This is a genomic window from Ulvibacter antarcticus (assembly GCF_003688405.1).
Taxonomy (GTDB): Bacteria; Bacteroidota; Bacteroidia; order Flavobacteriales; family Flavobacteriaceae; genus Ulvibacter; species Ulvibacter antarcticus.
Genome location: NZ_REFC01000012.1, coordinates 838814 through 861830 on the forward strand (window position 1 = coordinate 838814; position 23017 = coordinate 861830).

Genomic DNA, 23017 nt, shown 5'->3' on the forward strand with positions numbered 1-23017 from the left:
GTATCTTTAGTTCTCAATCTAAAAATCAACACTTATGAGAAGCTTACTTTGGTTAGTTGCAGTAATCTGTATTATCGCATGGTTATTAGGATTTTTAGGGGTAATTCCCGGTTTAGGCACAAGTAGTCTTATCCACATCCTTTTAGTTATTGCTATTGTTGTAATCTTGTACAATATAATTAGTGGGAGAAAACCCTTATAAATTTTAGATCATAGATATGCTTAATAATCTCAAAATTTGACCAATTAGTATAGTGCAATTATATTGAGCTTATTAAGTATATCTAACAAATAAGATATCATGTTAAAAAGAGTTTTTGCGATTCTCCTTTTGTGCGTATTGTTTCCAGTAACAATCTATGCGCAATCGCAAAAAAATCTGAAAAAAATCAATGAGGTTTGGGCTAAATTCTATCAAGCATTCGATTCACTTGATTATACTTTGATGGCACAGATTCATTCAAAAGAACTCATTAGAATAGGCGGTGGTCAAAGCATACTGGATTATAACACCTACATCGAAAATTACAAACAGCAATTTCAGAATTCAAAAGAAAATAATACGACCAGTACAATCTCATTACGCTTTTTTGAACGAATAAGTAATGATTCGGTTGCGAGCGATAGAGGGATTTATAGATTAATAGTAAATAAAGACACTCAAGATGAGCAATCCCATTATGGGCAGTTTCATGTGATTTTCAAAAAAGAGGCTGGAGACTGGAAGATCACTATGGATTATGATGCTACAGAGGGAAACACTATCAACGAAGTAGATTACGAGAAAGCTGTTCCTATAAATGATTTTAGACCTTTTATGGAAAAGTAACTTCCTTCGAAACTCTTAATAAACAATTTTTGAAGATATTAAACGACAAATCATATTAAAAGATTTGAAAGAAATGCTACCAGCTTCCACCGCCACCGCCACCAAATCCACCACCTGAAGAGCCGCCGCCTCCAGACGATCCGCTGCTGGAAGGAGAACTTACCATTGTTGATCGAGCCGAACTCATTGAACTGCTAAATGAATTAGAAAAATTATTCATATTTAAAGAACTGTTTGCAGAGTTACTATACCACTTTGGAGGTGTTATATCCAAAGCAGCAAACTTCGACGCCCAATTTTCAAATAACCCAAAAGCTAACGCATAACTCATTGTGCTCTCAAAATACCTTGGATTTTCTGCTAGTAACATTTTTAGTTTATTCTCTTCCGCGACTTTTACAAAACGCTTAAATCCTTTTAATTGGGAGAAAATTCGATTGCCTTTTTCATTTTTTTTAATCATATATCTATTAAAAATCATCAAAATGAGACAACTTGCTAAAAGTGCAATTACTCCAATAAAGCTCCATAAGTAGAGCATCGGAACAAAAAGCGCAGCACATATTAAAATTAGAACTACATACGAAAAGCCTTTTACTTTTCTGGATCTTGCGTTATAATAGACTTGTGCATCCTTCTTCAGCATTGCTTTTGCACTTATCATGGAAGTGTAGAATGTATTGCGAAGACTACTAATAAGAACTTCTGTTTTAGTCTTCCCTGTATAATTTCCGAAGAGTCCTGAAAAAATCTTTTTTTCGTATGGATTTGCTGTGTCCGGCAACGGTTTTAATCGAATAAGTTTTGTATCATTTGAGCCAAACCAAGCTTTTTTAGGAATATCCTCAACAATCAATAACCCTTGTGAACCCCAGTAAGGAATTAAGGAAATCAGATCGGAGGTATCCTCTTTGTCATTGATTAAGAATCCCGCCATAGCAGGATCCATGTCATTAGGCGGAAAATATTCGGTAGCAGCTACAACCTCATCATCCTTGCCGTAACTGCGCCAGACTAAGAAGTAAGTTATAAAAAGTGCTGCAATAATTAGTGTCCATCCATACTTTGTCCAAAATGGCCATAGTGGAACAATTTCTTTAACAGACCCTAAGGGCAAGTTTAGCAATACGGTAACGCTTTGACCTGTGTAGGAAAAAAAGAACTGGTCACTTTTTCCAACAATCTTGCCTCCTTCTTGACTCACATCAAAATGTGTGCTCACTGTGTCAGTTCCAGTAATTCCAGAATACACAAAAATAGAATCGGGCGAAACTTCTATTCCATCTGGCAGGTGAATCTCAAAATCAATCTGTCTAAATAGTGTATACCATCCGTGAGGTTTTAAATTCCAGTAAAAACGAATATTTGATTCCTCAAACAGAAAAGCATTTTCGACCCTATATCGAATTTCATAATGCTGTGGTCCTTGAATATATACATCAGGATCTCCAATTTTTACGTTGAAGTATCCGCCAAGTCTTTGAGATAAACGTGATGAGGCGTCAAACATATAATCGGGCACATCGACATGAGAAATCTCTATTTTTCTTTTTTCTTTTTTCCCTTCAGAAGTAATCAAATCATAGTTCGTTTGGATATCTCTATAAATCCCATGTTTGGGAAGACTGAAATTCAAATCATACTTTTCTACAACATCAAAATAACCCTCTTTATGAATGTAAACTTCAATCTTACAATAGGTCACTGTAAAATCTTGCGCACTTGCTTCCGAAGTAAATAAAAACAGCAAAAAAATAATACATATTCGTTTCATCATTTAGGTAATTTGATTGCAATTGAATAAAACATCTTCAAAATAAAAAACATTCACATGATTCTAAATTTTCAACTCTTAGGAAAAATCCACTTTTATATTTTCTCGGCTCGCTGCATCACTTTCAAAAAAGTCGAAATGCTGATACTTCAAAATTCCGGCGAACAATAGCCCAGGGAAACTTTCACCATAGGTATTATTGACACGAACCGTACCATTGTAATAACGTCGACTACGTTCAAGATTCTCTTCGATTTCGTTTAGTTTATTCTGAAGATCGATATAATTCACATTGGCCTTCAATTCTGGATAGGCTTCAGCTAGTGCAAAGATACTTCGTAACGTTTGCTGCAACTGATTTTCAGTTCTAATCTGCTCGTTAATATCTCCTTGCGGCACAGCCACAGCTGCATTACGAGCTTTAATTACTTCATCCAAGGTCGTTTTTTCATGAGCTGCATACCCCTTGACTGTTTCTACCAGATTGGGAATTAAATCGTAACGACGCTTCAATGCAACATCGATATTGCTCCAAGCATCCTTTACTAAATTTTTGTTGCTCGTAAATCGATTGAAAATAAATATCAGTAAGAATCCGAGGATTATTAAAACTGGCACCAAAATAATTATGAAGTTCATAAACCAAAATTTTCTAACTCAATTATAAGGAGTTAATAATGAACATCTAAGATAAAAACTTTTTATTAAAATCATTCAAGTGTTATCTCCCCATTTTCTTAGTGTTTTACCTTTTCTATATGAAAATGCTCAGTTTATTGTAAATTAAAACAGTTATATTAGTAGATACTTTTCTTCATCTCATTACTTAAAATCTTTGATTATGAAACCATCAATTATCATTATTCATCTGATTATTATGGCATTTTCTATAAATTCCTATTCACAAAAACCCTCCGATCCATTAGCCCACACCTTTTCTATCGTTGCCAGAGATGCGAATACCGGTGAAATGGCCGTTGGAGTGCAAAGTCATTGGTTTAGTGTAGGTACTGGAGTTTCCTGGGGAAAAGCAGGAGTTGGCGTGGTTGCCACACAATCATTTACAAACAGAGGTTTTGGTATAAACGGCTTAGCACTACTCGAAAGTGGAAAAACCCCGCAGGAAGCTTTGGATATACTACTCAGTGATGATGAAGGAAGAGACTTTAGACAGGTTGCCATTCTCGACGCTAAAGGCCAGGTTGCGACACATACCGGAAAAAGCTGTATTGATTTTGCCAGCCATTTAAACGGTAAGGATTTTTCCGTTCAAGCTAATATGATGCTTACTGATAATGTAGTTCCCGCAATGGAAAAAGCATGGAAAGACAATAGTACGCTTCCATTGGCAGAAAGAATGGTAGCGGTTTTACAAGCAGCACAAGAACAAGGTGGAGATATTCGAGGAAAGCAATCGGCAGCTTTGCTTATTGTTGCTTCGGAAGGCAGTTCGAAACCTTGGAACGATACCTTAATAGACTTAAGAGTAGATGATGCTGAAAATCCTATCGCAGAATTAGATCGTCTTCTGAAGGTCTTTAGAGCCTACGAACACATGAATAAAGGGGACTATTTTGTCGAAAAGAATGAGATGCAAAATGCAATGTTGGAGTATAACAGCGCTATGCAAATGTTTCCGAAGAATTTAGAAATGCAATACTGGACGGCTATTACACTCGCTAATGATCAAAAAATTGAAGAAGCTTCAGCCATGCTACAAAAAATCTATGCGCAGGATGCTAACTGGCGAACATTGACCCAAAGATTACCCAAGGTCGGTTTGTTGAATGTTTCCGAAGAAGATCTAAAAAAACTACTTCAATAAAAAGGTCAAAGATGAGCTAATTTAATTCTTATCCTCCAATAGCGGGACGAAACGAAATTCGCCAAACTTCTCTTTTTCAAATGAAGTTGCAGATGTGCGTGTAAAAACGTTCATAATTTGCACGGCATCCCCCACAGGAATAACCAACTTCCCTCCTACTTTTAATTGGGCGAGTAACGGATTTGGGACATAAGGAGCTCCTGCTGTTACGATAATCCCATCGAAAGGAGCTTCACTTTCTAGTCCGATATATCCGTCTCCAAAAATTAACTTTTTAGGACGATATCCCAATTTGGGAAGAAAAAGCTTGGTCTTTTTAAAAAGTTCGTTTTGTCGTTCGATTGAATAAACAATAGCTTTCATTTCCAACAAAACCGCTGTTTGATAACCACTGCCCGTTCCGATTTCAAGAATTTTATCGCCTTTTTTTACATTCAACAACTCTGTTTGGCGCGCCACTGTATAGGGTTGTGAAATTGTTTGCTCGGCACCAATTGGGAATGCCTTATCCACATAGGCGTGATCTACAAAGCCAGAGTCCATAAACAAATGTCGGGGAATTGTACTAATTGCCTGCAATACATCCGGGTTGGTAATTCCTTTTTTTCGAAGGATTTTTACCAATTTATTCCGCATTCCTCTATGAGTAAAAGTATCTTTCAATGGTTGGGGTTTTGACTGCAAAATAAATAAAAATGCGATGAAGTCTGTGATTTGAAGAAGGAAGTTTTTCACCTTCTCTGATAATCGTTTTTTTCCTTTTTTCTGAAATACTTATATTTTCATAAACGCATCAATTGTAATATGCATTACAGCGATTATCCCTATAGAACTTCTAATCTTATAAACTTTTAAACTTCTTCTGAAACTCTTACATTTGTACAAAATATATACCGATGTTAAAAGCCGGAGTACTAGGTGCAGGTCACCTGGGAAAAATTCACCTAAAGCTACTTCAACAATCCGATGCTTACGAACTTATTGGATTTTATGATGCAAATCCAAAAGCTTCCGAAGCAATAGAAAAAGAATTTGGATATAAATCCTTTCCAAGCATGGATGCACTTATAAATGCCTGTGATATGGTAGATGTAGTGACTCCAACGATTCATCATTTCGAATGTGCTAAAAAAGTGTTGGAAGCCGGAAAACATTTGTTTATTGAAAAGCCCATCACTCATACCGTGGAAGAGGCAAATATTATTCGTGATCTCGCTAAAAAGCACAAAGTAAGAGGACAGGTTGGGCAAGTAGAGCGCTTTAATCCCGCATTTATGGCGGTAAATCATATGATTAAGAATCCAATGTTTATCGAAGCCCATCGTCTTGCCGAATTCAATCCAAGGGGAACGGATGTTTCAGTTGTGTTAGATCTTATGATTCACGATATAGACGCGATATTAAGTGTGGTTAATTCCGAAGTAAAGGAAATTCATGCAGGTGGTGTGGCCGTTATAAGTGAAACACCAGATATTGCAAACGCACGAATCGAATTCGAAAATGGCTGTGTTGCCAATCTTACAGCCAGTAGAATTTCTATGAAGAAAATGCGGAAAGCTCGCTTTTTTCAGAAAGATGCATACATCTCAGTTGATTTCCTAGAAAAGAAATGTGAAGTGGTAAAAATGAAAGATGCCCCTGAAAATCCTGATGATTTTGCTATGATTCTCACCAATGCTGAAGGAGTGAAAAAACAGATTTATTTCGATAATCCCGAAGTGGATAGTAATAACGCTATCCTGGATGAGCTTGAATCTTTCGCCAACGCCATAAATACTGACACAACGCCTGTAGTTAGCTTAGGTCAGGGAGCCGAAGCCCTTCGCATTGCGATGAAAATAATAGAAAGTTTTAAAACAGTATAAAGTTTAATTAAAAGATACCGCCATTGCGGATAAGTTTATGAAGAATATTGCAGTTATAGGAGCGGGAACCATGGGAAATGGAATTGCCCACACATTGGCCCAATTCGATTATAAAGTACAATTAATAGATATTTCTCAGGCCTCATTAGACAAAGGGATGGCTACGATCACTAAAAACTTGGACCGCATGTTAGCCAAGGAAAAAATCACCGAAGCCGATAAACAGCGAACCCTAAATAATATTTCTACCTATACCAGTTTGGAAGAAGGCGTCGAATATGCGGGTCTCGTAATTGAAGCAGCTACCGAAAATCTCGATCTAAAATTGAAGATTTTCAGAGATCTTGAAAAATTCTGTCCAGACGATACTATTCTAGCAAGTAACACCTCGTCTATATCGATCACTCAGATTGCGGCAGTTACTTCCCGCCCTGAAATGGTGATAGGAATGCACTTTATGAATCCGGTTCCTATCATGAAATTGGTGGAAATCATCAAAGGATACAGTACGAGTCAGGAAACATATAAAACGGTAAAAGAACTCTCTGAAAAATTAAATAAAGTTCCTGTAGAAGTAAATGATTATCCGGGATTTGTAGCGAATAGGATTTTAATGCCGATGATCAACGAAGCTATAGAAACGCTATACAACGGAGTCGCAGGCGTGAAAGAGATTGACACAGTTATGATGCTTGGAATGGCTCATCCTATGGGACCATTGGCATTAGCAGACTTTATTGGCTTGGATGTATGTCTTTCTATTCTGAATGTAATGTACGACGGATTTAAAAATCCAAAATACGCGCCTTGTCCGTTGCTTGTAAATATGGTGATGGCAGGCAAATTAGGTTCTAAAAGTGGTGAAGGATTCTACGATTACAGTCAGAACAGAAAAGCGGAGGATGTAGCAGCTATGTTTTCTTAGAGGGTGTATTCACAGTCGCGGTCACAGTCGCATTCACAGTCGCAGTCGCAGTGACGGTGGTTGTAAATAAAATTATATCAACTCCCCTTAACACATTAGTTTTATGGATTATCGCGAGTTGATAGCGTATCGGAAATCGGTAGATTTAGCGATGCAAATTTTTGAAATAACCAAGAAGTACCCTAAAGAGGAAACGTACGCGCTCACAGATCAAGTTAGGAGATCGTCCCGAAGTGTTTCGGCTAATATGGCAGAGGCGTATAGAAAAAGAAGCTATATTAAACAATTTCGAAGTAAATTATCTGATAGTGATGCAGAAAATGCAGAAACACAGACGTGGCTCGAATTTTCTTTTAAATGTGGTTATATAGATAAAATAGTTTATAACCGATTAATTGAAAGCAGTATTGAAATTGGTAAGTTGATAAACTTTATGATCCTAAATCCAAAGAAATTTGGTGTAAATTAGCTACCCAATTTTGAACACTGAACACTGAACACTGAACACTGAACACTGAATACTGAATACTGAATACCAAACAATGGCAAAGATAATCCCATTTAAAGCAGTTCGCCCAACGAGAGACAAAGTCAGTTTACTTGCAGCACGATCGTACGACAGTTATACATCGGCACAAGTGGAATCGAGGCTTAGGGATAATCCGTTTTCATTTTTACATATTATTAATCCGGGCTATAAATACCAAAAGGAAATTTCCGGTGAGGCTCGTTATTCTTTGGTGAGAAACCGTTATCAGGAATTTAAGGAAGATGGAATCTTTATGCAAGATGAAAATCCTTCGTATTATTTCTATCGTATTGTGAACCGCGACGGATTGGAATTTAATGGAGTTGTCGCCGCTGCTAGTGCTCAGGATTATGAAGACGACATTATTAAAAAGCACGAAGATACGCTCGAATACAAAGAGGTGATTTTTGAAAAGTATTTAAAAACCGTAGGCTTTAATGCAGAACCTGTACTACTCACCTATCCCGACCACGATGAGTTAGCAGCCATTATCGCTAAGGTGATGGAAAATCGACCTGAATACGAATTCACTACTACCTACAGAGACACTCATTATCTTTGGGCGGTCGATGACGCCGATATTGTAGCCAAGGTTAGCGCTATTTTTTCTGAAATGAACACCTTGTATATAGCCGACGGACATCATAGATCGGCTTCCTCTTGTTTGTTGGCAAAACATCAGAATGAGGAAAACAAGGATGCAAAGAAACTGGAATCGTACAATTATTTTATGAGTTATCTAATTCCTGAAAGCGACTTAAAGATTTATGAGTTCAATCGTCTTATTAAAGATTTAAATGGGCTGAGTAAAGAGGAATTTTTAGTACAACTTGATGCTATTTTTAGAATAGAAAATCGTGGAGAAGAGTATTATAAACCCTTCAAAAAGCATCATTTTAGTATGTATATGGACGGAAATTTTTATTCATTATTTCTTCGGAAAAACAATTACGAAATTAACAACGCGCTTGACGGTTTGGATGCTCAGATACTTTTCAAAACTGTTCTGAAGCCTATTCTTGGAATTGAAGATCTTCGTAACGACACTCGCATCGAATACTCGCATGGAAAGAATGATCTTGCTTATGTACGAAACCTGGTCGATAAAGGCGAGTTTACTGTGGGCTTCGGATTGTTGGCAGTTACAACCGAGGAATTAAAGCAAATAGCCAATGAAGGTTTAAAAATGCCTCCAAAGAGCACTTATATCGAACCCAAACTTAGAAGTGGGGTGACCATTTATGAATTTTAGTATTAAAAAATTCTCTTGAAAATACAACTTTACACCCTTTTTGAATTATTATGAAAACTATGAGTATTTCAGAAAACATTACAAAACTTACAAAACAACTTTCAGAAGACGTCACTTTGGTAGCGGTTTCAAAAACCAAGCCTGTGAGTGATCTAATGGAAGCATATAAAGCCGGACAACGCATCTTTGGTGAGAATAAAATTCAGGAGATGGCATCTAAATGGGAAGAAATGCCCAAGGATGTACAATGGCATATGATTGGGCATGTGCAAACCAATAAGGTAAAATATATGGCTCCGTTTGTGAGTTTAATTCATGCAGTTGATAGTTTTAAATTATTGAAAGAGATCAACAAGCAAGCAAAGAAGAATGATAGGGTGATAGATTGTCTGCTTCAGATAAAGATTGCGGAAGAGGATAGCAAATTTGGTATGGATGCTGCAGATGCCGGTGTTTTATTAGCTTCAGAAGAACTAAAATCGCTTCAGAATATAAAAATAAAAGGCCTAATGGGAATGGCCACATTTACCGAGAATGAGAAGCAATTGAGAAGTGAATTTCAGAAGTTAAAAAAATGCTTTAATAATTTAATGAATACCTACGAGCTTTCCATTATATCGTTGGGAATGAGTAGTGACTATATTATCGCTATTTCCGAAGGAAGCACCATGATTCGTGTAGGTAGCGCTATATTTGGTGAACGAGTTTAGTAGGGGATTTTGGACGCTTTCATCGTGTAAATATTTAGCGTAGATCAACATAAATCCTCGTACCTTTGAACTTTGTAACTTACATAACTTTAAACGAAAGCACAGAAATTTATAGATGTACGCAATTTTAGATATAGAGACGACAGGTGGAAAATATAATGAGGAAGGAATCACAGAAATTGCAATTTATAAGTTCGATGGACACAAAATAGTAGATCAGTTCTCCAGTCTCGTTAATCCTGAAAGAAGTATTCAGCCTTTTGTGGTAAATCTTACCGGGATAAATAACGATATGCTTCGAAATGCTCCGAAGTTTTATGAGGTTGCCAAACGAATCATTGAAATCACCGCAGATTGCGTGTTAGTGGCACATAATGCAAAATTTGACAACCGTATACTCACCACCGAATTCGACAGACTGGGATACAATTTTGACCTAAAAACCCTATGCACCGTCGAGCTTGCAAAAAAGTTGATTCCCGATTTACCTTCATACAGTCTTGGAAAGTTGGTTCGTACATTAGGCATACCGCTAAGTGACCGTCACAGGGCTCAGGGAGATGCAAAAGCAACCGTAACACTTTTCAAGTTATTATTATCGAAAGACACTTCCAAAGAGATTATACAGTCGTTAGTTCGCAAAGATCCTAAACGACAATTGGAACCTAAGTTACTTGATATCATTGCAACGGCTCCAAGTGAAACTGGCGTCTATTATATGCATCGTGAAGATGGAAAAATCATCTATATCGGGAAAAGCAAGAATATTAAAAAACGACTTACCCAGCATTTTACCAACGATAATCGAAAGTCAAAACGAATACAATTGGAAGTAACGGCTGTTACCTACGAAGAAACCGGAAATGACCTTATAGCGCAACTTAAGGAAAGTGATGAGATAAAATGCAATAAGCCTCTATTTAATAGAGCGTTAAGCAAAACAATATTTACACATCAACTCACATCGTTTATAGACGAAGCCGGCTATATGCAACTTAAAATAGAAAAGGCAGACGGAAGAAAGCAAGCGATTACAACCTTCGGGAACTATCAGCAGGCAAAATCTTCTTTATTTAAAATTACAGAAGAATTTCATCTTTGTCAGAAGTTAACAGGTCTATCTGAAACTAAGAATGCTTGTTTTCTACATAGTATTAAAGAATGTCACGGAGCTTGTATTAACGAAGAAGCACCAGATGATTACAATATAAGGGTGCGACAGTTTTTAGATAAATACAGTTACGAGAATCAGCATATGTTAATTATTGATAAAGGAAGAGGTGTTGACGAACGTTCGGTGATTTTAATTGAAAACGGACAATACAAAGGCTTTGGTTTTTACAATTTGAACTTTCAAATTAATAACATTGAGGTATTGAAAACGATTATTAGTCCGATGCAAAATAACCGGGATGCTCAGCATATTATCCAGAATTACCTTCGTAAAAACAAAGTGCTTAAAACCGTGCATCTAACTACAGACAATGTAGATTCTAGAAATTGATTACATTTATAAATACAACCATTCAAGATTGAAAGGAATAAAAAATAACAACTGGCGTACAAAACTTCATGATATAATTTATGAAGCAGACACCCCTATAGGAAAACTATTCGATATTATATTACTCGCACTTATTTTGCTAAGTGTTATTTTTGTGATGATCGAGACTATTAGAGGGCTACCCGGCTGGGCTTACGACCTGTTGTATTATGGAGAATGGGTTATAACGATATTTTTCACCTTCGAATATATAGCAAGAATTGTCACTGTAAAGAAGCCATCAAAGTATATATTTAGTTTTTATGGCATCATTGATTTCTTGTCTACTATCCCACTTTATATATCTTTTATCTTAGCAGGTAGTAATGTTTTACTTGCGGTTAGGGCACTGCGTCTACTTAGAGTATTTAGAATTTTAAAAATAACTCGTTATATAGGTGAATCAAATAAGTTAACGAAAGCCCTTAAAGATAGCCGACCTAAAATATTTGTGTTTTTATTTGCCGTACTAATTATTTCCATAATTGCGGGAACCTTAATGTATCTTATTGAAGGTGAGGAAAGTGGTTTTAAAAGCATCCCAGTAAGTGTATATTGGTGTATTGTGACACTTACTACTGTTGGTTTTGGCGACATCGCACCTGTAACTCCTTTGGGTCAGCTTCTTGCCGCCATCATTATGATTATGGGTTACGGTATTATTGCCGTTCCAACGGGAATCGTGAGTGCTGAATATACAAAAGCTGGTAAACCGCTTCAAAAGGATGATCCTGAATACGTTCATGTTAATTCGCAGGTTTGTTATCATTGTGGCGCAGCAAAACATAGAGATGACGCAGAGTTTTGTCACAAATGTGGGAACTCACTCTTCGAACAAGAAGATGAAACTTCGGGCTAATGAGCGTTAAAAAACCCTTGCTTATATGTGTTGTAGGCCCCACTGCTATAGGAAAAACCAATCTTTCAATTGAACTGGCAAAGGCGTTCAATACAGAAATTATTTCAGCAGATTCACGACAATTTTTTAAAGAAATGAGGATTGGAACTGCCGTTCCTTCTTCGGAAGAGTTAGCGATGGCTCCTCATCATTTTATTCAGAATAAGTCTATATTCGACAGTTACAGTGTGGGTGATTTTGAAAAAGAAGCACTTCTGAAGCTGGAAAATTTATTCGAAAAACATCGGTTAGTAATCATGGTTGGCGGCTCCGGAATGTACGTGGATGCTGTGGTAAACGGTATGGACAAATTTCCTGAAGTAGCTTCAGGTGTACGTGAACAGCTAAATCAGGAATTAGAAACATTGGGACTTGAAGCACTTCAGAAAGAACTAAAAAAAGTAGATCCAGAGTATTTTCAGAAGGCAGACATACAAAATCCACATCGCGTGATACGAGCCTTGGAGATTTACAGGGCAAGTGGTAACTCCTACTCTTCCTTCCTCGCAAAAAAGAAACCAGTTAGAAGCTTCAATACAATCTATATTGGCCTTACAGCCGAACGAGACGTTATTTACACTCGAATTAATAAAAGAGTAGATCTAATGATAGAAGAAGGGCTATTAGAAGAAGCAAAATTACTATTCAAACATAAAGACCTTAATGCTTTGCAAACTGTAGGTTACCGGGAGCTATTTCGTTTTTTTGAAGGAGATCTAACAAAAGAAGAAGCGATTGAAGAAATTAAAAAAAATAGTCGCCGTTTTGCCAAAAGACAAGGCACCTGGTATCGTAAAAATGAACAGATAAAGTGGTTTGATTATAGTGATTCAACTTCAGGAGTAGTAGACTATATAAAAGAGAAGAACGCCCTCTAGGAGAGCGTTCAAACACCTATCTTATATCTTAAATTAGGGAATATGCGTCACATTAAATACGTACTAAGAGTATGTATTTTGATATGCGCTAATTATCCATCGATCTTTTGAAAATCAATGTATTTACTTAAATCTGTAGAAACAATAATTTAGTTATCTACTTCGTCCTTTACAACCAGACGGAATCCTTCCCCATGAATATTTATAATTTCCACGCCGTCATCCTTACCAAGGTATTTTCTAAGTTTAGCAATATATACATCCATACTACGAGAAGTAAAGTAATTATCGTCTCGCCAGATCTTTGTAAGTGCTAATTCTCTTGGCATTAAATCATTTTTATGCAATGCAAGCATCCGCAGTAATTCGTTTTCTTTAGGAGATAATTTAATAGAATCTTCTTTCTTGTAAGTAAGAAAACGAAGTTTTGAATTTAAATGGAAGTTACCAACCTCGAATTCAAATTGTTTGCTGTCGGCTATCGAATCGGTCGCTTTACGTTGGATAATCGCCTTGATCTTCATTAAAAGCACTTCGCTATCGAATGGTTTGTTGAGGTAATCATCTGCCCCAACCTTGTAACCTTTCATCACATCTTCCTTCATAGCCTTTGCCGTAAGAAAGATGATAGGCACTTCTGCATTTTTTTCGCGAATCTCCTTTGCAAGAGTAAATCCGTCTTTGTAAGGCATCATTACGTCCAAAATACAAAGGTCGAAATCATCTTTTTTAAATTTTTCGAATCCTTCCATTCCGTTCTTCGCATGAGTAACATTGTAATCGTTCATAGCAAGATAATCCTTAAGGACTGTTCCAAAGTTTGGATCATCCTCTACAAGTAAGATTTTTTTGTTTTCTGTTTCCATAATTTAAGATATTAAGTGTAGTTTTATTATAAAAGTACTGCCTTTGTCTTTTTCACTCTCCACATAAATTTGTGCATCGTGATCATCCAGTATACGTTTTACGTATGCTAATCCAAGACCGTGACCTTTTACATTATGTATATCACCGGTATGTTCCCGGTAAAATTTTTCAAATATTTTCTTTTGAACTGCATTAGACATCCCAATTCCCTGATCGGAAATTTTCAGAATAATGCTGTTTTTTACATTTTCGGTATAAATGTCAATTTTAGGAGCATCGTCCGAATACTTTATTGCATTGTCAAGGATGTTTACAACCACATTTGTAAGATGTAGTTCATTTCCTAAGACCGATGATTTTGCGGCCTCACAATTGGTATGTATATATCCACCCCTATCTTCTATGATCAAGCTAACATGGCTTATTGCGTCATCTATAATATCGTGTAACTTTATCCTTTCCTTTGGAAGGTCTATTTCATTCTTCTCGAGTTTCGAAATCCTAAGTACGTTTTCAACCTGTGCATGCATTCTGCGGTTTTCCTCTCGAATCATCCCTAAATATCTACCTAGAAACTCGTGATCATCCTTCACCTTAGGATTTTTTAAAGCATCCAATGCTAAATTGATAGTAGCGATTGGTGTTTTAAATTCATGCGTCATATTATTAATAAAATCACTTTTTATCTGAGATATCTGTCGTTGTTTAAAGATCTGAGAAAGAGCACTAGCATACGCCAGAACAATTACTGCTGTAAATGTCAAAGACAACATGGCCATTCCAATAATTGAATTGAGCACCACTTTTTCTTTCTCTGAAAAGTTTACATACAATTCATACTTCGAATTCATATCCACATTAACGAACAGCGGAACACTATAAGTGGATTCAGGATTCAAAGTAAAATGTTTCGACTGTACCTTGGTCGCCAATTTATTACTGTAAATTGCATATTCAAACTTGGATTTCATCCCACGTGCTTTCAATTCACTAGAGATAATCTCTTCAATTTCTGCCTTAGTTACCCGCTTATGTATCGGGGTTTTAGACGAAATATTACTAAACGCTCTTTCAAACTGAATGCGTTCATAATCTTTTAATCGGGTTAATGAATTTATAGTGGTATGAATCTCACTACTCCCATCTATTCCCGGAGTGATTTTTGTCGTACTTTGACGGTTAGTTAATTTTTTAAACTGAATACTGTCTATTTCCGTATCCAGAAAATTGGAAGACAATTTATAGTCCTCCTGCAAAATACCATCCGAAAATATATAGGTTTCTTCGTTGTTTTTATTATTAATCTTATAAATAAGTTCGCTGATACTTACATTATCAGGAGTTTGAATGCTATCTATAAAGCCATCATAAATTTTATAATAATAATCTACTTCTCTAAGATGTATTTCCTTAGAGGTGACGGTTAAAATCTGTTGAACATTAAAATTAAATTGATCATCTTTTGTTTGATATGAATTCGATATCCAATACCCCTGAACAAATATTATCCCTAATAATGAAAGGGTCATCAAAGCAATAAGAAGGGCAAACAACTTTTTGTTCATATATCAAAAGTAAGATTTTAACATTTAGGCTTCTGTCCATTTAACCAAATGTTAACAAAATGAAATTCGAGGAGTTACAAGCACCTATTTTTGAAGCTCTTTGTGGATTTCCAAGACCCGTTTTGCAGTAGATTCCAAAATGACATTCTCAATAATTATATCAGCTAGTTCAGCCTTTTCTGCATCAGTCCATTGGTTTTTAATACGGTCGAGAACTTCCTTACGTGTGCTTTTATCACGTTCCATGACTCTGTTTATTCTTACTTCTTCAGGACTGGTAACCAAAATAGTTAGGTCACATTGTTTATGCCCTCCATTTTCAAAAAGGATGGCTACTTCTTTTATACAATAATTTCCTTTTTGCTTTTTAATCCAACGTTTAAAGTGACTGGCTACTTTAGGATGAACAATAGCGTTAACCGTTTCTAGTAAAGATGTATCATTAAATATCTTATTTGCGATAAAGGACCGATTCAAACCATCCTTATTGTAAGCCTGATCTCCCAGTAATAAGGTCAGTTTTCTTCGAATTATTTTAGAAGATGTCATTAATCTTTTAGCCTCCACATCTGCAATATATACCGCTACACCCAATTCTTTGAACATTGCGGCAACTGTAGATTTACCACTTCCTATTCCGCCTGTAAGTCCAACTATTTTCATTTAAAGATTAAATAATCAATTTTTTCTGAATCAATTAGAATGTTTACGATGCCCTTCGGGTGTTTTATCAGCTTCGGAATCATAAAATTCTCTTCCTTATTTCTCTCTGTATAATCACAAACTAATCGAAATTCCTGCTTTGAGATACCTTTGAAATCATCCACCGACGCATCGAATGTTACGGTAACCACTTCTGGAATTAATTTAATAATTGTGCTTTCCGGGGCATTGATAATTTCCACATTAAGGATCACTTCATTCTGTGAAAACTCTGCAACTTTCACTTCAATTGTTACTTCAGAAATATCTATAATCAGATTATTGACATCAGGATTCTGTAATTTTACTGTTTTGATAACGTTCTTATCAATATTTTTTTCTGAAATATTATCTGTTCGTATTATGTCAATTTTTTCAACGTATTCTGAAGGACCCGAAATATTTACAGAGTCGGGACTTACACTTACCGTATCTACTGCTCTGAAACCATTTTTATATTCAAGATTAACTTCAGAAAAAACAGGTACCTTCTTACTTATAATTTCGTCAAGTTTTACAATTAGATTGTCGACCAAAATGTTGTTTACAGCTATATTAGATTTAAGTCTTGATGAAATCATTCGTGCTAAATCAACACTTGGGATTATCACCTCTTTCGAACCTTCTTTATAAAACGATGCTACATCAATAGTAATATCCGGTCTATTAAGTTTGTAATACAAAAACTCAAATCCGTTAGTGGTAAGATCTACATCTATACTTTTATAATTACTATGCGCTAACATAGTAGTGGCCGGCACATTTATGCAATGAATATCCATCGTTGCTGAAGCTGTATATTGTCTTGAAAATTTTGTTAACACCCAGAAGAATGTTGCTAAAAACAAAAAGAACAAAAACGCCTTAAACTTGGTATTTTTAAAAGGATTCTTAAGCTGTTTCTTCATTTTTTTCTTTTCTGAATCTATTAAAATTACTTAAAAAATAAACTTGGAAATTGCTTTTGAGGATCTTTCTTTAAAAGGGCTATGTAAAAGGTTGATTTTAAGAAGGCCAGTCCATAACCAAAAAATTGTACAAATACAGCAATAACCGACAAAGCTCCTATATATACACTGCTGTTTCTATAGCTAGAATCAATAAAGATTAATACCATATATCCCAGTAATGGTAAAAACCATTTCAAATCAACTAATAATGCCATTATAACAGAACTGATTACAAAAAAAACGAAACAACTTGGAAACCAAAAACTAATCTTTGAAGCTTGTGGATGCCAGCTATTTAAGATAGGCCTCACCATTCCGAATTTCTTTACCTGAGTATAAAACTTATTCCAGGAAATACGTCTTTTATGATACACATATGCATCCGGAACAAATGCTGTTTCAAATCCTGCCTTAATAATTCGTTGCGAAAGATCTGGATCTTCTCCTGGATGAATTTTAGCAAAACCACCAGTTTTTAAGAATGCTTCTTTCGAAATTCCCATATTGAAGCTTCTAGGCTCAAAATTGGAAACGCTTTTTTCACTTCCTCGTATCCCTCCAGTAGTGATAAATGAGGTCATCACGTAATTAATTGCTTTTTGTAACGGACTAAAACTTTGATGTGCTGCATCTGCGCCTCCATAGCAATTAACAAAATTCTGACTTAAAAAGGATTGTACAGTTTTAAGGTAATGTGGAGGTAGCAAACAATCTGAATCCAAAATAATAAAGTAGTTTCCTTTGGCCTTTTGCATTCCAAAGTTTCGGGAATCACCCGGACCTGAATTAGGCTTAAAATAATATGAAACATTCAAAGTTTCAGAAAACTCAGCAATCACCTTTTCGGCACTTTCCGAAGAACCATCTTCAACAATAACGATCTCGTAGCTAGCATCAAAATCCATTTCAGAAAAACTTATTAAAAGCTCTTTGATCTCCTGAGGACGATTGTATACCGGTATAATGAAGGAAAAATCGAGATTCATCTGGTAAAGATAAACAAAAAAAAAGCCGTCCCAATATGTATTGGAACGGCTTTAGTATTAGAATTACTCTATTCTATTTCTTAAGAATCTTGTAAGTACCAACTTGTCCATTAGCAGAAACTTTCATAATGTAAGTTCCGGTTGCAAGACTTGATAAATCAAGAACTGAAGTAGTAGCATCTATGTTTTGGTCAATTACTTTTTGACCTAACATATTGTAAATAGCAGCACTTTCGATGTTATCTACAGATGTTAAATTAAGAGTACCTTCGGTTGGGTTTGGATAATACGAGAATCCTTCGATTGTATTATTCGGAGTACCCAAGTTAGTACCATCAATTACGATATCTGTAATTCCACCGTGGTTAGCTACATACACATAGTATGCCTGACCAGCTGTAGTAAGAATAGTTGCTGTATTTCCAGGTACACATTGGTTAGAAAAATAAGGAACCAATGTAAGATCTGTTTCTACTGCATTCTCATTAGGAGCTGTATAGAAAGTTACAGAACTAAATCCAGCAGGGCTAGTAATAGTAGCTGTAGCATCTCCGTCACCTTCAGGAACGAAATTGTACCATACACCTTTTACTCCAGCGTTGTCACAATCAGCTGGCGTACCAGCTTCAGTAGTTGCAGCTGGCATGGCTACAGCAGGATCTGTATAAGGAAGTGGTCCATTCTCATCAACATCGATAGAGTTCGCGATCATATCGTTTGGTGGTGGGATTGGAGTACAAAGCATCTCTAACTCAAAGTTACCAGTTGCTGTTCCAAAACCATGTACCAAAATATAGAAAGTTGTATTACCATCACTCTGGAATGAAACTTCAGACTGTAGTCCACAAGTATCATCGTTACCAACCACACATGTTAATGGTGGTGCGTTACAATCTCCAGTATAAACAGATAACTTACTATCATAATCAGTAGTTCCATTACACATTGTAATTGTGATATCAGTTACTAAACCAGTTGTGTCTTCGTACTTATACCAAACACCAGCTGCAGTTACAGTAGTATCACAAGTAGGAGCAACAGCACTGTCTCCAGTAGCACCAATAGTGCTTCCTGCTACGATTTCACCACACATAATTGAACGAGCTCCGTCACAAGTATCGTATGTTGGATCTGGCACAACAATTAATGGAGAACAAGTTCCTGCAAAAGTATACACTCCTTCAAGTGTATTATCAATTACAAAGACACCTGAAAGACCATCATCGTAGGCTTCACCCAATCCTACTAAACCAGCAGTGGAGTTTTCCCAGAAAGTATTAGATCCATCTGTTGGCTCTAAAGAGATTCCAACCCAATAAGTAGTTGGTACACCCGCTTGACCTTGTAATAGTACATCCGGAATATCTAACTCAACATCCCATACATCAAATCCGAAGTTGTTTCCAATTACGGTTTGTGAGTCTGGAACATAAGCGGCAAATGAAGTAACAACAGCTCCCGGTAGTCCACCTGAATTTTCATAGATAATGATATCTACATCAGCAGCATTTACACCAGAACCAGTGGCTCCAATAAACGCATTCAAGTTAATAGTCTCTAAATTGAACTCTTCGTCGGCTGCAACAGTTATGTCATGAGCAACAATACGAGCAAGGTTTTTAGTAAAACTCTTTCCATTTTCGAAAGCATTACTTAAACCTTCAGTAGAACATGGTCCACCAGTTCCACCGCCTCCACCAGTACAAGTACCAGCGAAAGAGTAAACTCCTTCAAGTGTGTTGTCAATTATAAATCCTCCTCCAAGACCATCGTCATAAGCTTCACCTAATCCAACAAGACCAGCAGTTGAGTTTTCCCAGAAAGTATTAGATCCGTCTGTTGGCTCTAAAGATACTCCAATCCAGTATGTAGTTGTAGAACCTGCCTGACCAGCAAGGTTAATATCTGTTACATCTAGTTCAACATCCCAAAGATCAAATCCGAAGTTTCCACCAATCACTGTTTGTGCTGTTGGAACCATCCCTAGTTCTGAAGTAAGAATTGCACCCGGAGCTCCAGCTGCATCTGCATATACATAGAAATCAACAAAAGCAGCATTTACACCTGAAGCAGTTGCTCCGATAAATGCGTTTAAGTTGACCATTTCTAACATAAAGTCTCCATCGGCGGCAACAGTAACATCATGTGCTACGATACGACCAAGGTTGTTTGTAAAACTCTTTCCGTTTTCGAAAGCATTACTTAAACCATCTGTAGAACAAGGTGCAGAAGTACCTCCACCTGCAGTTGTACATGTACCTGCAATTGTATAAACACCTTCAAGAGTGTTATCAAGTACATATCCTCCACCAAGACCATCGTCATAAGCTTCACCTAATCCAACAAGACCAGCAGTAGAGTTTTCCCAGAAAGTATTAGATCCATCTGTTGGCTCTAATGATACACCAATCCAATAAGTAGTTGGCACACCTGCTTGACCAGGAAGGTTGATGTCTGTTACATCCAATTCTACATCCCATGTATCAAATCCAAAGTTTCCACCCACAACTGTTTGTGAAGCTGGAATCATCGCTAATTCTGAAGTAAGAATTGTACCTGGCGCACCAGCTGCATCTTCATATACATAGAAATCAACAAAAGCAGCATTTACACCAGAACCGGTAGCTCCAATAAACGCGTTTAAGTTGACCATTTCTAACATAAAGTCTCCATCTGCATCTACCGTTACATCATGTGCTACGATACGACCAAGGTTGTTTGTAAAACTCTTTCCATTTTCGAAAGCATTACTTAAACCATCTGTAGAACAAGGTGCAGAAGTACCTCCACCTGCAGTTGTACATGTACCTGCAATTGTATAAACACCTTCAAGAGTGTTATCAAGTACATATCCTCCACCAAGACCATCGTCATAAGCTTCACCTAATCCAACAAGACCAGCAGTAGAGTTTTCCCAGAAAGTATTAGATCCATCTGTTGGCTCTAATGATACACCAATCCAATAAGTAGTTGGCACACCTGCTTGACCAGGAAGGTTGATGTCGGTTACATCCAATTCAACATCCCATGTATCAAATCCAAAGTTTCCACCCACAACTGTTTGTGAAGCTGGAATCATCGCTAATTCTGAAGTAAGAATTGTACCTGGCGCACCAGCTGCATCTTCATATACATAGAAATCAACAAAAGCAGCATTTACACCAGAACCGGTAGCTCCGATAAACGCGTTTAAGTTCACCATTTCTAACATAAAGTCTCCATCAGCATCTACCGTTACATCATGTGCTACGATACGACCAAGGTTGTTTGTAAAACTCTTTCCATTCTCGAAAGCATTACCAGGACCGGTAGTTGCACAAGGACCAGAAGTTCCTCCACCACCACCACCAGTGGTTACAGTGATTGTATAATCTTCAGCCTGTCCAAATCCAGTTCCTAAACAAGGATCTAAATAATTGGTAGTACCAAATATTTTTTTAACTCTCATTCTAGTATCTCCTGCAGTAACACCAGCTGGTACAACTATACTTCCTGTTGCTTGCTGTCCATCGGTACCGTTAGAATTTATTATTGTTTGAGTAATTTCATAAACTTCACCGGCATCGTCAAGAACATCATTTTGGTTCCAGTCGATAAAAACAGCAAATCTATTTGTAAAGTTTCCGTCAGTATTTCCTTCAAGTGCTATAGGATAAGACATTCCTTCCTCCATAGCTCCAACAATAAGTGTGAAGTCTTCGTGAGCTGGTGTTCCGCCTACTGTAGCATCAGTTACATTACTAATTCCTGCAACATCAACCAAAGTCATTGGTTCTACAGCACTAGTAAATACCAGTGGTCCACAATAAGGAGCTGGAAATACAACTGGTGCAGACAATGCAGTAATTTCAGCATCCCATCCACCATAATCAACTACGGCAGTTGCGTTGAATTCAAACGTTAAAGACCCGGAAGTTCCAGTAAAAATTCCAGAACCATGAGAAGCAATCATGTCGGCTAACGTAATGTCACCTTCATTTGCTCCACCAGCAGCATTGTTAAATAAAATAGGTCCAGATGTATCTGCGCTATCGTAGATTTTTAACCAATCGAAGTTTGCAAAAACACTGAAAAATTGAAATTCAACTTCAGAGACACCATCTAGTGTAGTCAAAGTAACACATCCACAGTTTGGATAGTTACCGGCAGTTCCGCCAGTACTACTTCCTCCCGGTCCTCCCGGATCGAAAAAGTGGTCTCCTAATGCTGGAGTGAATGTTTCTGTTGCACCTGCTGTTGGAATAATATCTGCAAGGATTCTTGCTCCGGTATTATTTGAAACAGGACGATTTACAACCTGGTTTGCAGGGCTTATCTGATAAGCCTCATTGGCTACAATCTCTGCCTCTACATTAGTAGGAATTTCTGCAAAACCGTTTAAGTACATGTTCACATACTTATTGTTTTGACCTTGTCCGGCAAAATAAGGGTTATTAACTCCCATTGAACTCGCTACTTCATTCCCTGAAGTAATGCTCTTATATGTTACTTCAGTCATTGGCTGAGAAACATAGTAAGGAGCATTCTGCCCTAACGTACTTACTCCCATTGCCTCAGTACGAGATGGGGTAACATTTACACTTGCACTCTGAGTTTTGAAATACAATGGATTATTATCTCCATAGTTCCCAATCATCTGAGTTGCAAAATTTTCACTGTTTGATTGATTTACAGCTGGCCGATCCTGAACTTGGCTCGTTTGCTGTGTGCGTTGGGAGGCCCTAATATCCGTCCCCAACTCCGACACTTTGTGCTGGCTAAAACCTATAGCGCAGACAAAGAGTAAGGTTAGTAATGTAATTTTTTTCATAATATGAGATTATTATAATAGTTAATAGTATCTTAAAAGTAATTTAAATAATGGGATTCCAATTATTTTTTCGACAACCGACTTCTTTTATCGATTAATACTAAATTCC

General features: G+C 36.8%; 20 protein-coding genes. 11 read left to right on the forward strand and 9 right to left on the reverse strand.

The window, feature by feature from the left end; all coding sequences use genetic code 11:
- Positions 1 to 34 precede the first annotated feature (34 nt).
- Both BXY75_RS08630 and BXY75_RS08635 read left to right on the forward strand, forming a co-directional pair.
- On the forward strand, positions 35 to 202 hold the full coding sequence (locus BXY75_RS08630; protein WP_121907297.1) for a lmo0937 family membrane protein: 168 nt from the start codon (positions 35 to 37) through the stop codon (positions 200 to 202).
- Between the two features lie 99 nt (positions 203 to 301).
- On the forward strand, positions 302 to 829 hold the full coding sequence (locus BXY75_RS08635) for a nuclear transport factor 2 family protein (RefSeq protein ID WP_121907298.1): 528 nt from the start codon (positions 302 to 304) through the stop codon (positions 827 to 829).
- A 76-nt stretch (positions 830 to 905) separates the two neighbouring features.
- Here BXY75_RS08635 and BXY75_RS08640 read toward each other — a convergent pair whose 3' ends face one another.
- Together BXY75_RS08640 and BXY75_RS08645 are read right to left on the reverse strand one after the other, a co-directional pair.
- On the reverse strand, positions 906 to 2606 hold the full coding sequence (locus BXY75_RS08640; protein WP_211331812.1) for a DUF2207 domain-containing protein: 1701 nt from the start codon (positions 2604 to 2606) through the stop codon (positions 906 to 908).
- A 75-nt stretch (positions 2607 to 2681) separates the two neighbouring features.
- A complete protein-coding gene (locus BXY75_RS08645; protein ID WP_121907299.1) occupies positions 2682 to 3242 on the reverse strand; it encodes a LemA family protein in 561 nt (186 codons plus the stop codon).
- 202 nt (positions 3243 to 3444) lie between these two features.
- On the opposite strand from BXY75_RS08645, the gene BXY75_RS08650 reads away from it, so the two are divergent.
- Entirely contained in the window at positions 3445 to 4428 is a 984-nt protein-coding gene (locus tag BXY75_RS08650; RefSeq protein WP_121907300.1) for a DUF1028 domain-containing protein, read from the forward strand.
- A gap of 21 nt (positions 4429 to 4449) precedes the next feature.
- Here BXY75_RS08650 and BXY75_RS08655 read toward each other — a convergent pair whose 3' ends face one another.
- Positions 4450 to 5091, reverse strand: coding sequence for a protein-L-isoaspartate(D-aspartate) O-methyltransferase (locus BXY75_RS08655; protein WP_121907301.1), 642 nt, complete (start codon positions 5089 to 5091; stop codon positions 4450 to 4452).
- A gap of 233 nt (positions 5092 to 5324) precedes the next feature.
- Here BXY75_RS08655 and BXY75_RS08660 point away from each other — a divergent pair, with 233 nt between their 5' ends.
- The 8 genes from BXY75_RS08660 to miaA all read left to right on the forward strand — a co-directional run bounded on the left by BXY75_RS08660 (position 5325) and on the right by miaA (position 13028).
- On the forward strand, positions 5325 to 6293 hold the full coding sequence (locus BXY75_RS08660) for a Gfo/Idh/MocA family protein (RefSeq protein WP_121907302.1): 969 nt from the start codon (positions 5325 to 5327) through the stop codon (positions 6291 to 6293).
- Between the two features lie 37 nt (positions 6294 to 6330).
- Positions 6331 to 7218 (forward strand): 3-hydroxybutyryl-CoA dehydrogenase, encoded by an 888-nt coding sequence (locus tag BXY75_RS08665; protein WP_121907303.1) that lies wholly within the window; start codon positions 6331 to 6333, stop codon positions 7216 to 7218.
- A 103-nt stretch (positions 7219 to 7321) separates the two neighbouring features.
- Positions 7322 to 7687, forward strand: a complete 366-nt coding sequence (locus BXY75_RS08670; protein ID WP_121907304.1) for a four helix bundle protein — start codon at positions 7322 to 7324, stop codon at positions 7685 to 7687.
- Between the two features lie 73 nt (positions 7688 to 7760).
- Entirely contained in the window at positions 7761 to 8999 is a 1239-nt protein-coding gene (locus BXY75_RS08675) for a DUF1015 domain-containing protein (protein ID WP_121907305.1), read from the forward strand.
- Positions 9000 to 9058: 59 nt separating this feature from the next.
- A complete protein-coding gene (locus BXY75_RS08680) occupies positions 9059 to 9709 on the forward strand; it encodes a YggS family pyridoxal phosphate-dependent enzyme (protein WP_121907404.1) in 651 nt (216 codons plus the stop codon).
- Between the two features lie 115 nt (positions 9710 to 9824).
- On the forward strand, positions 9825 to 11213 hold the full coding sequence (locus BXY75_RS08685) for an exonuclease domain-containing protein (protein WP_121907306.1): 1389 nt from the start codon (positions 9825 to 9827) through the stop codon (positions 11211 to 11213).
- 28 nt (positions 11214 to 11241) lie between these two features.
- Positions 11242 to 12111 (forward strand): ion transporter, encoded by an 870-nt coding sequence (locus BXY75_RS08690; protein WP_121907307.1) that lies wholly within the window; start codon positions 11242 to 11244, stop codon positions 12109 to 12111.
- Positions 12111 to 13028 carry a tRNA (adenosine(37)-N6)-dimethylallyltransferase MiaA gene (gene miaA, locus BXY75_RS08695; protein WP_121907308.1) on the forward strand — a complete coding sequence of 306 codons (918 nt, stop codon included), beginning with the start codon at positions 12111 to 12113 and terminating at the stop codon, positions 13026 to 13028. Before BXY75_RS08690 ends, miaA begins: the two co-directional genes overlap by 1 nt.
- 149 nt (positions 13029 to 13177) lie before the next feature.
- Here miaA and BXY75_RS08700 read toward each other — a convergent pair whose 3' ends face one another.
- From BXY75_RS08700 to BXY75_RS08725, 6 genes are all read right to left on the reverse strand, one after another.
- Positions 13178 to 13894, reverse strand: a complete 717-nt coding sequence (locus BXY75_RS08700) for a response regulator transcription factor (protein WP_121907309.1) — start codon at positions 13892 to 13894, stop codon at positions 13178 to 13180.
- Between the two features lie 3 nt (positions 13895 to 13897).
- Positions 13898 to 15460: a sensor histidine kinase gene (locus BXY75_RS08705; protein WP_121907310.1), complete on the reverse strand. Its 1563-nt coding sequence runs from the start codon at positions 15458 to 15460 to the stop codon at positions 13898 to 13900.
- An 84-nt stretch (positions 15461 to 15544) separates the two neighbouring features.
- Positions 15545 to 16123 (reverse strand): dephospho-CoA kinase, encoded by a 579-nt coding sequence (coaE, locus tag BXY75_RS08710; RefSeq protein ID WP_121907311.1) that lies wholly within the window; start codon positions 16121 to 16123, stop codon positions 15545 to 15547.
- Entirely contained in the window at positions 16120 to 17070 is a 951-nt protein-coding gene (locus BXY75_RS08715; protein WP_121907312.1) for a CdaR family protein, read from the reverse strand. Before BXY75_RS08715 ends, coaE begins: the two co-directional genes overlap by 4 nt.
- Positions 17071 to 17096: 26 nt before the next feature.
- Positions 17097 to 18098 (reverse strand): glycosyltransferase, encoded by a 1002-nt coding sequence (locus BXY75_RS08720; protein ID WP_121907313.1) that lies wholly within the window; start codon positions 18096 to 18098, stop codon positions 17097 to 17099.
- A gap of 73 nt (positions 18099 to 18171) precedes the next feature.
- Positions 18172 to 22908 (reverse strand): GEVED domain-containing protein, encoded by a 4737-nt coding sequence (locus tag BXY75_RS08725; RefSeq protein WP_121907314.1) that lies wholly within the window; start codon positions 22906 to 22908, stop codon positions 18172 to 18174.
- Positions 22909 to 23017 lie beyond the last annotated feature (109 nt).

Excerpts from the sequence above, each read along its gene's own strand:
- BXY75_RS08630 (WP_121907297.1), top strand. The coding sequence starts at position 35 with ATGAGAAGCTTACTTTGGTTAGTTGCAGTAATCTGTATTATCGCATGG.
- BXY75_RS08635 (WP_121907298.1), top strand. The coding sequence starts at position 302 with ATGTTAAAAAGAGTTTTTGCGATTCTCCTTTTGTGCGTATTGTTTCCA.
- BXY75_RS08640 (WP_211331812.1), bottom strand. The coding sequence starts at position 2,606 with ATGATGAAACGAATATGTATTATTTTTTTGCTGTTTTTATTTACTTCG.
- BXY75_RS08645 (WP_121907299.1), bottom strand. The coding sequence starts at position 3,242 with ATGAACTTCATAATTATTTTGGTGCCAGTTTTAATAATCCTCGGATTC.
- BXY75_RS08650 (WP_121907300.1), top strand. The coding sequence starts at position 3,445 with ATGAAACCATCAATTATCATTATTCATCTGATTATTATGGCATTTTCT.
- BXY75_RS08660 (WP_121907302.1), top strand. The coding sequence starts at position 5,325 with ATGTTAAAAGCCGGAGTACTAGGTGCAGGTCACCTGGGAAAAATTCAC.
- BXY75_RS08665 (WP_121907303.1), top strand. The coding sequence starts at position 6,331 with ATGAAGAATATTGCAGTTATAGGAGCGGGAACCATGGGAAATGGAATT.
- BXY75_RS08670 (WP_121907304.1), top strand. The coding sequence starts at position 7,322 with ATGGATTATCGCGAGTTGATAGCGTATCGGAAATCGGTAGATTTAGCG.
- BXY75_RS08675 (WP_121907305.1), top strand. The coding sequence starts at position 7,761 with ATGGCAAAGATAATCCCATTTAAAGCAGTTCGCCCAACGAGAGACAAA.
- BXY75_RS08680 (WP_121907404.1), top strand. The coding sequence starts at position 9,059 with ATGAGTATTTCAGAAAACATTACAAAACTTACAAAACAACTTTCAGAA.
- BXY75_RS08685 (WP_121907306.1), top strand. The coding sequence starts at position 9,825 with ATGTACGCAATTTTAGATATAGAGACGACAGGTGGAAAATATAATGAG.
- miaA (WP_121907308.1), top strand. The coding sequence starts at position 12,111 with ATGAGCGTTAAAAAACCCTTGCTTATATGTGTTGTAGGCCCCACTGCT.
- BXY75_RS08700 (WP_121907309.1), bottom strand. The coding sequence starts at position 13,894 with ATGGAAACAGAAAACAAAAAAATCTTACTTGTAGAGGATGATCCAAAC.
- BXY75_RS08705 (WP_121907310.1), bottom strand. The coding sequence starts at position 15,460 with ATGAACAAAAAGTTGTTTGCCCTTCTTATTGCTTTGATGACCCTTTCA.
- coaE (WP_121907311.1), bottom strand. The coding sequence starts at position 16,123 with ATGAAAATAGTTGGACTTACAGGCGGAATAGGAAGTGGTAAATCTACA.
- BXY75_RS08715 (WP_121907312.1), bottom strand. The coding sequence starts at position 17,070 with ATGAAGAAACAGCTTAAGAATCCTTTTAAAAATACCAAGTTTAAGGCG.
- BXY75_RS08720 (WP_121907313.1), bottom strand. The coding sequence starts at position 18,098 with ATGAATCTCGATTTTTCCTTCATTATACCGGTATACAATCGTCCTCAG.
- BXY75_RS08725 (WP_121907314.1), bottom strand. The coding sequence starts at position 22,908 with ATGAAAAAAATTACATTACTAACCTTACTCTTTGTCTGCGCTATAGGT.